Annotated in this window: 16 protein-coding genes; 9 read left to right on the top strand and 7 right to left on the bottom strand. The window is 38.8% G+C overall.

The features are described from left to right. Nucleotides 1-26 precede the first annotated feature (26 nt). The gene (locus OCV65_RS05760) at nucleotides 27-1781 is read right to left on the bottom strand and encodes a recombinase family protein (protein WP_262581271.1); all 1755 of its coding nucleotides are present in this window, start codon (nucleotides 1779-1781) and stop codon (nucleotides 27-29) included. Nucleotides 1782-2118: 337 nt separating this feature from the next. Between OCV65_RS05760 and OCV65_RS05755 the strand changes: the two genes are divergently transcribed. Together OCV65_RS05755 and OCV65_RS05750 are read left to right on the top strand one after the other, a co-directional pair. Then, the gene (locus OCV65_RS05755) at nucleotides 2119-2304 is read left to right on the top strand and encodes a hypothetical protein (RefSeq protein WP_014080774.1); all 186 of its coding nucleotides are present in this window, start codon (nucleotides 2119-2121) and stop codon (nucleotides 2302-2304) included. Beyond that, entirely contained in the window at nucleotides 2297-2905 is a 609-nt protein-coding gene (locus tag OCV65_RS05750; RefSeq protein WP_055260430.1) for a hypothetical protein, read from the top strand. Before OCV65_RS05755 ends, OCV65_RS05750 begins: the two co-directional genes overlap by 8 nt. 47 nt (nucleotides 2906-2952) lie before the next feature. On the opposite strand, the gene OCV65_RS05745 is transcribed toward OCV65_RS05750, so the two are convergent. Next, nucleotides 2953-3087: a hypothetical protein gene (locus OCV65_RS05745; RefSeq protein ID WP_004844681.1), complete on the bottom strand. Its 135-nt coding sequence runs from the start codon at nucleotides 3085-3087 to the stop codon at nucleotides 2953-2955. A 249-nt stretch (nucleotides 3088-3336) separates the two neighbouring features. On the opposite strand from OCV65_RS05745, the gene OCV65_RS05740 reads away from it, so the two are divergent. After that, nucleotides 3337-5583, top strand: coding sequence for a tetratricopeptide repeat protein (locus OCV65_RS05740; protein ID WP_055260431.1), 2247 nt, complete (start codon nucleotides 3337-3339; stop codon nucleotides 5581-5583). A 37-nt stretch (nucleotides 5584-5620) separates the two neighbouring features. Here OCV65_RS05740 and OCV65_RS05735 read toward each other — a convergent pair whose 3' ends face one another. The 5 genes from OCV65_RS05735 to OCV65_RS05715 form a co-directional block, all read right to left on the bottom strand. Beyond that, nucleotides 5621-6493 (bottom strand): ATP-binding cassette domain-containing protein, encoded by an 873-nt coding sequence (locus OCV65_RS05735; RefSeq protein WP_005348496.1) that lies wholly within the window; start codon nucleotides 6491-6493, stop codon nucleotides 5621-5623. A gap of 3 nt (nucleotides 6494-6496) precedes the next feature. Then, entirely contained in the window at nucleotides 6497-7153 is a 657-nt protein-coding gene (locus tag OCV65_RS05730; RefSeq protein ID WP_008705633.1) for a hypothetical protein, read from the bottom strand. Then, a complete protein-coding gene (locus OCV65_RS05725; protein WP_015560115.1) occupies nucleotides 7150-8220 on the bottom strand; it encodes an ABC transporter permease subunit in 1071 nt (356 codons plus the stop codon). Before OCV65_RS05725 ends, OCV65_RS05730 begins: the two co-directional genes overlap by 4 nt. A 116-nt stretch (nucleotides 8221-8336) precedes the next feature. Next, the gene (locus tag OCV65_RS05720) at nucleotides 8337-9515 is read right to left on the bottom strand and encodes a HAMP domain-containing sensor histidine kinase (RefSeq protein ID WP_055260432.1); all 1179 of its coding nucleotides are present in this window, start codon (nucleotides 9513-9515) and stop codon (nucleotides 8337-8339) included. After that, nucleotides 9503-10177 carry a response regulator transcription factor gene (locus tag OCV65_RS05715; RefSeq protein WP_014080778.1) on the bottom strand — a complete coding sequence of 225 codons (675 nt, stop codon included), beginning with the start codon at nucleotides 10175-10177 and terminating at the stop codon, nucleotides 9503-9505. Before OCV65_RS05715 ends, OCV65_RS05720 begins: the two co-directional genes overlap by 13 nt. A gap of 220 nt (nucleotides 10178-10397) precedes the next feature. On the opposite strand from OCV65_RS05715, the gene OCV65_RS05710 reads away from it, so the two are divergent. The 6 genes from OCV65_RS05710 to mobQ all read left to right on the top strand — a co-directional run bounded on the left by OCV65_RS05710 (nucleotide 10398) and on the right by mobQ (nucleotide 15539). Next, entirely contained in the window at nucleotides 10398-11315 is a 918-nt protein-coding gene (locus tag OCV65_RS05710) for a ParM/StbA family protein (RefSeq protein WP_015560112.1), read from the top strand. A gap of 3 nt (nucleotides 11316-11318) precedes the next feature. Next, nucleotides 11319-11702 carry a hypothetical protein gene (locus OCV65_RS05705; protein ID WP_055260433.1) on the top strand — a complete coding sequence of 128 codons (384 nt, stop codon included), beginning with the start codon at nucleotides 11319-11321 and terminating at the stop codon, nucleotides 11700-11702. A gap of 18 nt (nucleotides 11703-11720) precedes the next feature. Then, nucleotides 11721-12437, top strand: a complete 717-nt coding sequence (locus OCV65_RS05700) for a replication initiator protein A (protein ID WP_014080781.1) — start codon at nucleotides 11721-11723, stop codon at nucleotides 12435-12437. After that, complete coding sequence (locus tag OCV65_RS05695; RefSeq protein ID WP_015560110.1) at nucleotides 12434-13291, top strand: ATP-binding protein; 858 nt, start codon at nucleotides 12434-12436, stop codon at nucleotides 13289-13291. Before OCV65_RS05700 ends, OCV65_RS05695 begins: the two co-directional genes overlap by 4 nt. A gap of 170 nt (nucleotides 13292-13461) precedes the next feature. Beyond that, complete coding sequence (locus OCV65_RS05690) at nucleotides 13462-13683, top strand: DUF3847 domain-containing protein (RefSeq protein ID WP_005362330.1); 222 nt, start codon at nucleotides 13462-13464, stop codon at nucleotides 13681-13683. A 146-nt stretch (nucleotides 13684-13829) separates the two neighbouring features. Then, entirely contained in the window at nucleotides 13830-15539 is a 1710-nt protein-coding gene (gene mobQ, locus OCV65_RS05685) for a MobQ family relaxase (protein ID WP_055260434.1), read from the top strand. Nucleotides 15540-15572: the final 33 nt, after the last annotated feature.

Here is a 15572-nt window from a genome sequence, read left to right as displayed (position 1 = left end):
GTGAACGAGTCACTATAGCGAAATCATCATTCCTCATCTTTACCATTTATAATACGATAGTAATCATCCATATCCACGCTGAGGTTTACCGTAGTATCTGCTTTTCGTTTGCCCAAGAGGCACACCGTCTCGACGGTACTTTCGTTGTCCCAACAAAGTTCCTGTGTCTCCCTGTCTCCAAAATACACTGGAAAACGGAACTTTATGTGCTTCAGGAATCTGCCATCTGGCTGCTCCTGCTCATAAATATCCACCTGTTCCACAAAGCTGTTAAGAAATTCTTTCTTCTCCAGGTCGGTGAACTTATCATATAGTTTATCAAAATATAAAAGAAATTGATAGACGTTTTCTTCTGATATTTTCTGTTGCCGGATATTCAGCAGACGATTCTTAACTTCTTCTATACTGTTCTCCACGCCTTCAATTTCATCATACAGACGATATAAGCGTGTCTCCATATCCTGATATTTCTTTTCATAAAATTTATCCATGATGTCCAGGCTATCCATCTGCTGTCCAAGCCTTGCTTTTGCTCCGGTCAGTTGTCTGTGCTGTTTTTCCAGTCCTTCAATCTCTTTTTCTATTTCTTCTGTATCTATTCTTGAACCGATTTTATTCAGAATTGCTTCTTCAAATTTCGGATTCTTCACCAGCTTCCGAATAACTTCTTCCACTGCATTGTTAATCTTCTCCTCGCTCCATTGTTTACGATATCCACATTTATGACCATCTACCAGGCGACGATGTTTGCAGGCATAATAGAAATAATCCTTATATAAGGTTCCGTCTTTCTTTTTCTTTCGGTTCACGTTTCCATACATACCGCTTCCACATAACGGACATCTCAATATTCCGGATAAAATATGCTCATGATCGAGACTATGTGTCTTTTCATATTTCACACCTGTTTTTTCCCGTTTTTGATGTGCCAGCTCCCAGTCTGTTTCTGAAACAATCCCTTCATGGATACCATCGTGCAGCATATAATTTTCCTGCTTTACAATGCGGTATTCATTTCTTGTACCAGAAACTTTCTCGTTTTTCCTTCGTCCATAAGCCAGCTTTCCACAGTATACCGGATTATCCAGAACGCCTTTTATAAATGAAGCGGCAAATGCGTCCAGTGTATTATTCTGTCGTTTTTTCTTTTTATATCCATGCTGGTTCAGCCATGCGGCAATCGCAGAGATTCCCATATTGGTATGAATAAATTTGTCATAGATCAGACGAATAATCTCTGCTTCGTCCTCTGCGATCTGCAATTCTCCATTTACCAATTCATAACCATATGGTGCAAATCCGCCGTTCCATTTTCCTTCCCTGGCTTTCTGCTTACGTCCTTCCATTGTCTGAACAAGGATATTCTCCCGTTCAATCTCTGCCACCGCAGACAGAACAGAAATCATCAGCTTTCCACTATCTTTTGAGCTGTCAATCCCATCTTCTACACAGATCAGATTCACTCCAAAATCCTGCATCCTCTGCAAAGAATTTAAAACATCTGCCGCATTACGACCGAATCTGGAAAGCTTAAACACCAATACAAACTGTACCTTATCTGTTCCATTCTCAATATTATCCAACATTCTCTGAAATTCCGGTCTGCCCTCTACGCTCTTTCCAGACTTACCTTCATCGGAATACTCATTTACGATTTCCATGTTCTGAAATTCCGCATATCTCTTGAGTTTTTCTTTCTGAGCATCCAGACTGTAGCCATCTACCTGCATGGTTGTGGATACTCTGGTATATATATCGCATTTAATCTTTTTATTCTTCATAATCTTCCTCGCAGTATAACTCTGTTTTATTGTCCCAACCTTATTTTAGTACTTGTTCCAACTATTTTCAATACTTATTTTCCGTATTGACGCATTTCTTCGCCAATCGTATAATTAAGTTAGATACAGAGCATTTCTGTTATCAAAATATTGCCCGCCCACCATTGGCGACTTATAAATGATTGGCTCGAAAATATTGTTCGCTTACCGGAAGCGTCTAATAAATGTCCGGCTTGAAAATTATTTAGAAATAATTTCTGTTTTTGATATTGTGTTTTTATCACACATTGCATATACTATAAATACACAAAAAAGCCAAAAAAGAGGAGGTGTTAGTATGGCTACTTCAAGTATTACTCATAATTTTGTCGTATCCAATCCAAATAGCGTAAAGCGTTTTGTCGCAGCAATTGACGAAGCCGACCGTGACCGCACACCAAAGCAGACACTTCCCGGACGTCAGTTAACGAACCCACAGGAAATCTTAGCTTTAATGTCAAAAAGGAAGAAAAAACATGTCTGATAAATATTTTACCGTTAATATTCGGGCATATTTGGATAAAGACGAACCGACATATATCGGAGAGGAAAGTCTTTACGACTTACTCTCCGATTTTTCTTGTCCCAAAAATCCCGATGTGGAATACTTTTTATTACATAATGCGATTGAGTTTACCAAAAAAGATCAATCTATCACTTATCTGGTATTTGATGCTGAAGATGCTTCACTGGTTGGTTATTTTTCACTTACAATAAAACCAATCTCTGTCCGTGCTTCAAATATCAGCAAGACAATGGCAAAAAAACTGTCCCGTGTCAGTATTTTGGATGAAGAAACACAATCCTATACTACCGCAGCTTACCTGATTGCCCAGTTGGGAAAGAACTATTCTCTTCCAAAGAAAAAACGAATTCCTGGAAATATTCTACTGGGATTTGCACTGGAAACCATATCCAGTCTCAAATATTCCGTAGGTGGCGTTATGGAGTTTCTTGAATGCGAAGATAATGAATTTCTTCTGAGCTTTTATACGCAAAATCATTTCAAGCCATTTGATACGCGTATTACCGCTTCTCAGAATAATGAGCCACACACTCTGCATCAGCTTTTAAAATTTATTTGATTTAAAAATGCATGAAAAAAGCGACAGTCTGATTTACATTTTGTATTTCAGGAAACTGCCGCTTCTTTTTCTTCCTTATTCTGTTTTTCTTCCTCCAACTCCCGGAGGACTTCTTCGCCGTACTTATCAATCATCCGTACCAGAAAATCAATGCACCGCTCAAATTCAATATTCTGTTGCATAAGCTCCTCCCGTTATTGTTTGTTCTGAGCTTATTTTACAGAACCTGCCTGAAAACCACATTGAATAGAAATTGATTGTAAATTGACACAATCACTTTAAAAATATCCGTATTTTCTTGAATCGAATATATGTTCGTGTTATGATAGATATACTCAACCTTAACTACGAAAGGGGAATTTCTATTGAATCGATGCGATTTTTCTTCTATTAGCACTTGCTTAAAAAATCATATCAGCGAAAGTAATCAAATGAGTCAGCCTGATTTTTTATACGAATTATTTGAAGATTTTATGGATGATCCGGCAAATCAGGATTTTTCAATGGATAACGGTCTGGTTTGCCGCTGGATGACTGGTCAGGCTAAAATCAGTCCTAAAATATCCGCTTACTATTCCAAGCCATCCAATCAGGAAAAATTAGCCCATACCATCCACCAGAATCTTCTTCCACTGATGTCTGACTGTAATATGGCTATACAAGATATTTACACTTTATTCATTCAGGATGACAGCATCTCAGATGCAAAAAAGAAAAATCTGACTCCCTTATATAAACCAGCCAGTTCAAGACTGCTGTTTCTTGCAAAACTGATTTCTTTTGGCATGGAACGCCAATTCATCAAACGTAATACCAAAAATCAGAAGCTGCTCGCCGGAGGCGCTTTATCCCCCATTGTGCTGGATTATATTATGGACAGTGAGGTTCCGAAACCATGCCGTCATTTTATCGGAAGAGATAAAGAACTGGAAGAATTATATACCGTGCTTGAGGAAAACCGTCATGTTTTCCTTTGCGGAATCGCCGGAATCGGAAAAAGTGAACTTGTCAAAGCCTACGCAAAGCGGTACATAAAGCAATACACCAATATACTTTATATAGAATATACCGGCAATCTTCATCAGGATATTACTGACATGGATTTTATTGACGATCCGCCGGAAAGCACTGACCAGGAACGGTTTCAAAGACATAACCGTTTTCTGCGTTCCCTGAAATCTGATACTCTGCTTATCATAGATAATTTTAATGTCACTGCGACACAGGACAGCTTTCTGTCAGTAGTATTAAAATATCGCTGCCAGATTTTGTTTACAACCCGAAGCAAACTGGATGAATACTGTACTCTGCCATTAAAAGAAATAGAGGATATGAACGCTCTCTTCCAGCTGGCATCAGTATTTTATTCAGAGGCAGACACGTACCGGGCAACAGTTGAAAAGATCATCGAAACTGTTCACTCTCATACTTTTGCCGTGGAACTGGCAGCAAAACTTCTGGAAAATGGAATCTCAACTCCAGACCAGTTATTAACAAGACTTCAGGTGGAAAAAGCATCTTTCCATAACGAAGATAAAATTAAAATAATCAAAGATGGACAAAGCAGCAAAGCCACCTATTACAGTCATATCCATACGCTGTTTTCTTTATACACTTTATCTCTTGAACAGCAGGATATCATGTGTAATATGTGCTTTCTTCCTTCCACCGGTATTTCTGCCCGTATATTTGCCAAATGGCTGGAAATGCCCACACTAAATGAAATCAACGATTTAATTGAGACTGGTTTCGTTCAGACAACAACACGTCGCACTATCTCTCTGCATCCGATGATTCAGGAAATCACCCTTTCAGAGACAAAACCATCTGTAACTCGCTGCCACATATTACTGGATTCTTTACAGAAAATATGTTTAATGCATGGAATGGAAGTAGATTATTACAAAAAGCTATTTCAAACAATCGGAAATATCATAGTATTGATTGAAAAGGATGATATACCAAAGTATCTGCTTTTTCTGGAAAATGCATTTCCATACATGGATAACTATAACTACCACAAAGGTATGAATGGAATCATTCAGGAACTGACGGGGCTGTTAAAGACAAAAAACATTGGAACCGACTCTGACCGGGCATTATTACTAGATTTTCAGGCAACTCTTGAAACCAAACCTGAAAAAGCAATAAAACTGGAAAAGGATGCACTTGCCCAGATAGAAAATATCACTGCTGACAATGCTCGCCTTGTTTCCAACCTTCATGCCAATCTCGGTGGACTTTACCGCATGAACGGTCATCCCGATCTTGCAAGAGAACACATGGAAAAAAGTATCTCACTGCTTGACCAATTTAACCTGCTTCATATAAATGACAGCATACCTCAGATTGCCAATTATGCAATGTTCCTGACAGAACAGCAGGAACCCGAAAGAGGCATCTCTGAATTGCAAAAATTATCCGGCATCATCAAGGAATACCATTCCGATGACTGTCTGGATTATGCCAAAGTACAGGAAACCCTTGGAACCATTTATCTGATGACTGCCAATCTTCCGCAAGCCAAAACACATTTTAAAAGAGCTTTCAAAATATATGAAAAGATCTGGGCTGATGAACCAGAAATGATTGAAGCAAAATATCAGGAAATTCAGGAGTTATATCCACAGATTGGATTTTGCATTGGAAAAAATCTATCCGGTCTTTTAACAAAATAAGTACAATTTACGGCGGGCAACTTGCCCGCCGTTATATTCAACTATTCGTCAAATAAATATATGCATCTTCCAAAGTGATATCATTATCCAGGACACAATTCTCATTTGGCTTTCCTTTGCTTAATACTTTCATATGAATTCCATTTTCTACATACTGCTTAGATGAAATAGAATAATTGGCTTCTAACAAACGGGCTTCTTCTGCGTTTTGTACCGTACAATTCCAAACACAGCCCTTTGCATTTTCCAGCAACCCACTCACGCTTCCAGAATATAAAAAACTTCCCTTTTTCATAATGGCAAGCTGTGTACAGGTTGCTGCTAAATCTTCTACTACATGAGTGGAAAACAGCACAGTTCTATCCTTTGAAAAATCAACCAAAAGATTGCGGATCCTGATTCTTTCTTCCGGATCTAACCCGGTGGTAGGTTCATCAATAATCAAAAAATCCGGATTATTAAGAAGTGCCTGTATGAGTCCGACACGTCTCTTCATACCACCAGATAATTGCCGCATTTTTTTATTCTGATGCTCTGTAAGAGAAGTCTTTTCCAGATAATAGGTAATTCTTTGTTCGAGGTCATTTCTGGCTACTCCTGACAGTCCCCCCATATATACAAGACATTCTTTCACCGTAAGATTCGGATATAAGTCGATTTCCTGTGGAAGATAACCAATCTTTTTCTGTATTTTCTCATAATTTCCCTCGTTATACAGAATTCCATCAAGGGAAACCATTCCTTCCGTTTGTTTTAAAACAGTTGTAAGAACCCTCATCAAAGTGGTTTTTCCGGCACCATTCTCACCCAAAAGTCCGTAAATTCCCTTAGGTATTTCAAGAGATGCCTTATTTACTGCAACTACACCATTTTTAAATCTAACTGTTAAATCATTTATTCTAATACTCATAATCTATCCTCTTTTCTTTAAAGTCATTGGTAATACTGCAAATAAAAACAGCCCCGCTATAAAAGACACAAGCGTTCCATAAATCCAACTCTCGGACATTAATTGAGTAGGTTCACAAAAGCTGAAAGAAAACAATCCCAGATTTCCGAAAAATGAACTTCCCGCTTTTGATATAAGTCCAATGACAATTCCAAATAAACATCCAATACCTGCCCACATATTTCGAAGCAATGTACACAAAATCACAGAGCATATACTCCAAAGCCAGATAGTTCCAAACATTGCAATGAAATATAAAAGAAATATCTGAATACCCGAAATGCCTTCGTTTACACTGCCCGGTTTTTGCCAGAAAAACAAAACATATCCAACACAGGAAAGTATTAATAAATATAATATTTGAACGCCCACTCTCTGCGATATTACTTTTAACTGCTTTTTTTGATCATACAAATGAAATACATCGGCACGCTTACTTTTTACTTCCATCAAATATGTGTCACTACAAAAAATAATTGTTAAAAATGCTATTGGCGACTGAATCGCTGAACCGATTTCTTCATAGTATATAATCGGATGAATAGCACACAATATCAGTATAAATGCACATGAATAAAAAATCTTATATAACGACAGGCAGTTTTTTAGTTCCGTTTTCAATGAACCCTCCTCCTTTTCCAGATTGTAACAGAAATACATACTAATATAACTGATGAAATTACAAGAATAATCTGATTTATGTTTGACATTTTGGCTACATGTGTTTCAAAAAATCTGCCAGGGAATCGCACCATAATAGAGAACGGTCTCATATAATAAATATCATTCTTCATGGTCAGCATATTTGAATATATAATGTGTAAAAACAAGATTGGTGCTGCCGGAAGCGGATTTTTAAATATTAATGCTGTAATTGTATAGACACAACATATCATCAAAAGATTCGGAACAATATAGATCAGAGAATTCACGCAAAAATCAATTGGTGTTACTGGAAAGCCCGATTCTAAAGACGTTTTCAAACACAGCATAAAGAATATAACATTCAAAATCACTAATACTCCCAGCATACTAATGAATCCGCTTATTACTTTCCCACATATATATTGGATTGCCGTAACAGGCTTTGTATGTAATAATTCATAGGTACTTTTTCGTGTATCCTGAATAAATAAAAATGATAGCAAGACTGTTGCAAAAAAGGCCATATGCAATCCTGCAAAATCCGTAAATTTTTTGGCAAAGTACCAGGAAAAAGAATGTTCGGATAATTTCCGCTCGATATAATGATTGATTTCTTCTGCTGTCCCCTTATGAATTTCAAGGTCCTCATAAGCATATATTGCATTATAATAGCCATATTGGGATTCCAAAAACTCAGAAGCAGTCTTTACATCCATATTCTGAATTTCTTTCATTACATGATCTGCTTCCTGCCTGCTAAATCCAAAACCATTTTTGGAGGTGTCCATTAACGTCCCTTTGATCGTATCTTCCCACTCCCTTCTTCTTTCTTTATCATCAGATGTGGGAATGTACCCATCCATGACATCAGCATCTTCCAATGCTACGTCATTTTGTGTGATCTGTTCATTCTGTTTGATATAATGAATTTGCAAATACGATGACAGACATTGATACATACTGGCAACTATAATAATCAAGCCAATCCACAAAACAGGGTTCTTTAAATAATCAAGTATACTTCTTTTTATGATTGTTTTCATTGTATCTCTTCCTTTCTTTATTTCTTTAACAACATCATACAAATCAATTCTCAATAAATTCACAACAAAAAAGACTAAAACCACTTTATTTGTGATTTCAGCCTTATAAAGTATTTTTATTCAGCTTTGAAAAGAGCTTCTACATGAGCACCGCCTTGTCTGGCATTATATATTTTCAAATTTCCTCCATGCTTTTCACAGAAAATACGAGAAATATACATACCAAGGCCAAAATGCTTTAAATCATCTTGTGGATTCTTATGATAAAATGGCTCTGTTACTTTTTCCTCAGTATCCACAAATCCTATTCCATCATCTTCAACAGAAATTATAAGAAAACCATCCTTTTTCTTTATCTGCAAAGCAATACTTTTTTGTGCATATCGAACCGCATTTTCCAGTAAGTTGTCTGTCACTTCCATGACAAGTTCCTCATCCACTTTCACAATGTTTTGTTCCTGCACTCTTTTTACCTTACATAATTTACTTTCCTTCTTGGACAGCATGGCAGCTTCTGCCTCAATCTTTTTTGCCAGTTCCGATAACTCTATCTCTGAGCATTGCAGTTCCCTCTGTTCTAAATGGGACATTTTTCTCATGTTTTCCGTGAAATGCTCTATACGGTCAATCTGATACATGCCTGTTTGTAAGATATCAATAACATCCTCTGTTTTTATACTCTCGGCAGAAACAAACTCTAAGAGCATTTCCTGATACCCACGCAATATGGAAAGTGGAGAACGTATATCATGTGCAATTGCATTCCGCAAAGCCTTCTCGTCATCAATCATTCGCCACATCTTTCTGTTGTTATCTGCTAAATCACTTCGCATCATTTCAAATTCTTTACACAAAGTTCCCATCTCATCTTTATTTTCATAGGACACATGAAAATCCAGTTCATTATCTGCAATCATTTGTGAGGCATCTTTTAGTTCCTGTAGAGGTGTCTTTAACTTATTTTTATAAAAAAAGAATACCGCAACAACACTCCCAACAATCGAAAAAATCAGTACCGAATATGTTTTCATAAAGTCACACATTTCCGAAAGATGATAGTCCAAACGATTCATCTGCGATTGATTAGGTCTTGATATCTCAATCTCGTATTTCTTTCCATATTGCTGAAACACGTCCGTATAATCTGCATAATCAATATATTTTTCCCATATTTTATTCTGCATATTTCCTGCAAAATGAACTGTAAATCCAGATAACAGAAATGCTGCCGTTAAGCTGATCACAAAATAAAGCAGAATTGTTTTTTTCAGTGACAAGTTTCTTATTTTTTCCATCGGTATCCAATCCCCCATACAGTTTCTATGTATTCTTTTTCTGAATAATCCGCTATTTTTTTCCTTATACGCCGTACTAATTCCGTTATCGTTCTACTGTCCCCTTCCGCATCATATCCACAGACTTGTGCATATATACGTTCTTTATCAAACACCTGCCCTGGATGCATGGATAAGAATTCAATAATCTGATATTCAATTTTTGTGAACTCCATCCTGTGTCCGGCTATAGCTACTATTTTTTCAGAATAATCAATCAGCATTTCATCCATGAAACGGTATTCCGTTTTTTGTTGATGCCTTTCTTCTCTCTTTATGTTTGTGACAATCCTTGCTTCCAACTCCCGAAGACTAAATGGTTTCGTAATATAGTCATCCCCACCCGAAAGCAACCCGTTAATTTTATCATCTTCATCAACTCTTGCTGTTAGAAACAAAATCGGGCATAACACTTTACTGCGTATCAGACGACATACTTCAATCCCATCCATGCGTGGCATATTGATATCCAACAAAATAATATCCGGTTTCATTTTTATTTTATTTAATGCTTCCATTCCGTCTGTAGCCGTAATGGTTTCATATTGTTTCATATTAAAATAACTACAAAGCATTTTCACCAATTCTTTATCATCATCGACAACTAAAATCTTGTATTTCATCCAAACCACCTCCAGTATCCATATTATACGATAAAAAACAATGAAATCACAACAAGAGTACATGAAGAATGTACGCACAATATATCTTTTTTCTCAATTCCAGCTCAATTTCCACTCAATGTCTTTTACCTCCGATTTTCGTATGCTTATCTCACAGCAAAGCAGTACCACACCGGTATGACCTGCTGAATCAATCAATACGAAAACGGAGGTATTTTTTATGCGAGAACTCAAAAACACAAAAATCATCGCTGTAGATCATGGCTATGGCAATATGAAAACAGCAAACACCGTCACACCAACCGGAATCAAAGCCTATGAAACCGAACCAATCTTCACCGGGAATATTCTGGAATATAACGGCATTTACTACCGGATTGGCGAAGGACACAAAGAATTTATCCCGGATAAAGCTATGGACGAAGAATATTATCTTCTGACGCTAATGGCTATTGCAAGGGAACTGAATGTCTTTTCCATCCGTGAAGCAGATGTTCATCTGGCTGCCGGACTTCCTCTGACATGGATCAGAAATCAAAGAGAAGCTTTTCGTTCCTATCTGCTCCAGAATCCAGAAGTCCATTACCGTTTCAACGGCAAAGAATATCATCTCCACTTTGCGGGATGTAGCCTTTACCCACAGGGATATCCGGCTATTGTAAACCACCTTGGAAATTTCAAGGGAACTAATCTCCTTGCAGATATCGGAAACGGAACCATGAACATTCTGTATATTAACAATAAGAAAGCTCAGGAGAGCCGATGCTGGACAGAAAAACTTGGTGTAAACCAGTGCATGATTGCCGCAAAGAACGCTGTTCTGGACAAATTCGGAGTGAAAATTGAAGAATCCACAGTAGAACAGATTCTGCGGTTTGGAACAGCTGACATTTCAGCACCATATCTGGATTGTATCAGTTCTATTGCCAGACAGTATGTGGCAGAACTTTTTTCCACGCTCCGCAAATATGAATATAATCCTGACCTGATGCGCCTGTATGTGGTTGGCGGCGGTGGATGCCTGATCCGTAACTTCGGAACGTATGACAAATCACGAGTCACAATCATTGATGACATCTGCGCCACTGCCAAAGGTTACGAATCTCTGGCTTATATGAGCCTGAAAAGGAGGGGATAAACCATGCAGAACAATATCCGCAACACAAACCTGCGCTTTAATCTGGACAAAGAACAACAGCGGAGAGCCTGGGAATATTTACAGACGATGGACAGGCAGGATTTTAAATCTTACAGTCAGGTAATCTCTCTTGCACTGGTAGATTATTTTGACCGCTACTACCGCACACAGGCTGATCCTTATCTGGAAACAAGAGAACGGGAAGAACTTTTTGTGAAACAGATTGTAGATGCAGTGGAAAACAGTCTGAAACAGGAATTGCCACTTTTTCTTTCCGGACTGACTGTAGGCATGGCGCAAAGGAAGCCCCAAATCAGGGCGTCCTTTCCAACACCTGAAAATTCACAGCCGGATAATGATGTAGACTGGGATTTTCTTGGAGAATAACTGATTGGAGGTGAACACATGACGGACTTTCTGACAGCAGACACCAACCTGCCATCTTATATGATGTTTCCCCGTTTCCTTCTGGACATGGAAATAAACGAAACTGCCAAAATGCTTTATATTATCCTGCTCGACCGGGCAAGGCTTTCCCAGAAAAATGAGGGCTGGTCAGATATCGATGGTCATGTGTTCATTTACTTTACAATTGAAGCACTGGCAGAAGTTCTCCACAAAAGCCAGATGACGATTAAAACTGCTCTGGCAGTACTGGAAAAACAGGAGCTTATCTTCCGAAAACGGCAGGGACCCGGACAGCCCAATCGAATTTATGTAAAACTCCCAAAAGAAACCATCCACTATACAGACAGATTTCTTTCCCTAAGACAGACAGAAAACTGTCCTATTGACAGACAGGATTCTTTCCCTGATACAGACAGAAAACTGTCTGGTAATAAGAAAGAGATAAAAAAGAACAATTTAGCAATAAGAGGGAGTAAGGAGCCACTCTCACCCTATGGAAAATTTCAAAATGTTTTTCTGTCAGAAAAAGAGCTTGAAGATATCCGGCAGACAATCCCTGACTGGAAGGATTATATTGAACGCTTATCCGGTTATATGGCTTCTACCGGAAAACAATATCAGAACCATGCAGCTACCATCATCAGTTGGGCAAGACAGGATCATCCTGCTTCCCGGCAAAGAAATTACGAAAGTGAGGAATACGAAACACTATGACAAGATTTACAGGAAAAGCAACCGCTATAACACCAAACAGAGAGCTTCAGCCTGATGAATATTTTAACGAAACAGACCACCTGATCTACTGTTCCAAATGCAATACGCCAAGACAATGCCGGCATGAATTACAGGGAAAGGTGCTTATTCCTTCCATTCGCTGTAAATGCCAGCAGGAAATCTTTGAGCAGGAAGAAACCCAGAGAAAACTTCATGAAAAACAAATGGAAATAGAGCATCTTAAAACCAGCGGCTTACAGGACAAAGCACTCTATGACTACACTTTTTCCAAGGATAACGGCATCAATCCGGAAATAAAACTGGCACACAATTATGTAAGCAACTGGGAAGAGATGAAAGCAAACGCCTCCGGACTTCTCATCTGGGGTGATGTCGGTACTGGAAAATCTTTTTTTGCAGGCTGCATTGCCAATGCCCTGCTGGAAAAAGGCGTTCCTGTACTGATGACCAACTTTTCCCAGATTCTGAATACCCTTACCGGAATGCATTTTGAAGACAGAAACCAGTTCATCAACAGCTTAAACCGCTACAGTCTTCTGATTATTGATGATCTCGGAATTGAGCGGAACTCTGACTTTGCACTGGAACAGGTATTCAATGTGATCGACAGTCGTTACCGCAGTAAAAAGCCCCTGATCATAACGACCAATCTCACTTTATCAGAGCTGAATAATGCCGCTGATATCGCACACAAACGAATTTATGACCGTATTCTGGAGAGATGTATTCCTGTCCGTATCAATAACCGGAATATCCGTCAGGACAATGCAACAGATAATTTAAAACGGGCGAAAAAAATCCTGTTGAACAATCATGCTCCGAACCAGAATTGACTCAAAGAAGTATAACGCAATGATTATTTTTCACTGACAGTGGTACTACTATCTTTCCTTATTTTTCACCAAGAACATGCCACTGTCAGTTATCTAAAACCATAGTACCAAACCAAAAGATTTTAAAACCAAAACTGCCCGGATACGGGCATAAAAAGGAGGTGCCAGGTATGGCAGATAAAAGAATCATGACACCGGAAGAAAAAGCACTTTTACAGGCAAGACACCGCCAGGAAGAAGCTGAAGCAAGAAATCGCAAAAAAGAACGTGATGCCAGAACACACCGATTAGTCCAGGAAGGAGCCATTCTGGAAAGTATTGTTCCCCATATTAAAGAAATGGATTTAGATTCCCTAAAACGGGAGCTGATGATCCGGCTACGGGGAATGTAAACGCACAAGTTCTACTCCCGAAGGGCCCGAAGGGCGCACTTACTCACCACCTGATAAATCAGGCAGTGGTATCCCCTTCGGGGCTCGTGCGCTCTGCCGAGGGCTTTATCCGCTGTTGCAGGCAACATCGAAAGGAGGTGCCAGATATGGCAATTTATCATATGCAAGCCAAAGTCGTCAGCCGTGGTTCCGGTCGGTCTGCCGTTGCTGCTTCTGCTTATATGAGCTGTAGCCGCATGTACAATGATTATGACGGCATCCAGCATGACTATACCAGAAAGCAGGGGCTGATCTATCAGGAGGTGATGCTTCCTCCAATGGCTCCATTGGAATGGAATGACCGGGAACAACTCTGGAATGCTGTGGAAGAAACCGAAAAGACCAAAGACAGCCGACTTGCAAGAGAATTTGTTGTCGCACTCCCCGTTGAGTTGGATAAAGACAGCAATATTTCTCTTCTTCAAGATTTTATTAAAAAGAATTTTGTAGATATGGGGATGTGTGCTGATTTTGCCATTCACGATACAGATGGTCACAATCCCCATGCACACATTCTTCTTACTGTCCGACCATTAAATGAAAATGGAACATGGCAGTATAAAACAGAAAAAGAATATCTCTGTATCAAAGATGGGGAAGAAAAAGGGTTTACTGCTTCTGAATTTAAAACTGCTCAGAAACAGGGATGGGAAAAGCAATATCGCTATAAAGTTGGAAAAAAGAAAGAATATCTGACTTCCTCTGTTGCACAGGAAAAAGGATATGAACGGATTGATAAACACCCCAAGAGCAGCCGATATGGCAGACAGAATCCTATTTCCCAACAATGGAACAGTGATGAACAACTTTGTATCTGGCGGGCAAACTGGGCAGATGCCGTAAATAAAATGCTTGCACGTAATCAGATAAATGCTACCATTGATCACCGCAGCTTTGCAGATCAGGGAATCACCGAACAGCCAACCATCCATGAAGGCTACATTGCCCAGAATATGGAAAAGAAAGGCATGATAGCAGACCGCTGTGAAATCAACCGTCAGATTCGTGCGGATAACAAAATGCTCCGAGAATTAAAAGCAAAGGTAGCAAAACTGGCTGAAGCTGTAGAAAAGTCTATTCCAATAATAGCTGAAACGTTAGAAGCGATCCGCAATCATATGATTTTTACACAGTATCATTTGCTCCACAATGAGATGCAAAAAGAAGTGATCCATGACTGGATGAATCATTTTAATCCAATACTGAATAAATACAACACCATTAAAAAGAAACTCAAAGCTAAAGTTACAGAGCGGAAAGAACTGAATGTGAAAAAAGAGAAAACCAGTATTTTGAATCCCATCCAGCATATAAAATTGAATCAGCAGCTTACCACTGTTACCGAAGAAATTGAAGAACTGAAATCAAGGAAAGAGCAGCTAATCTTCCAGGCACAATGCTCTACCGATAAAGATATGACAAATCTATCCAAGAAATATGACCAAATGAATAACAATCTTGATATCCTAGATTCTCAGGACATCTCGCTCAAAAAACAGCTTGAAAAAGATGCCGCCGCTTTCCGGGAAGAAAAATTTCATCCTGAACCAGAACAATATGCCGAGTTACTGGATACCAGAATCCAGATACGTCCTGATTTCCGGGATAAGCTGATTGAACAGCTCAAGGGGACTTTCGGTAAATATTATGACTATCACCGTCGTGATATTGCAGCCGATGAGGTGGATTATCTCAATGTGGAGGATCCTGATGTTTTCTCCCATCGTGCATGGGAACTTAAATATCAGCGAGAACAGGAAATGCGGCGAAATCAGCCTGCAAGAGCTAAGAAAAAGTCCTATGATATGGAATTGTAATCATCTTCGAGTAGATAACATGCTCTTACAAAT

Source organism: Dorea ammoniilytica, assembly GCF_025567415.1.
Classification (GTDB): domain Bacteria; phylum Bacillota; class Clostridia; order Lachnospirales; family Lachnospiraceae; genus Claveliimonas; species Claveliimonas ammoniilytica.
Note: the sequence above shows the minus strand (reverse complement) of the source record. Positions and strands in the feature narration are given on the sequence as shown.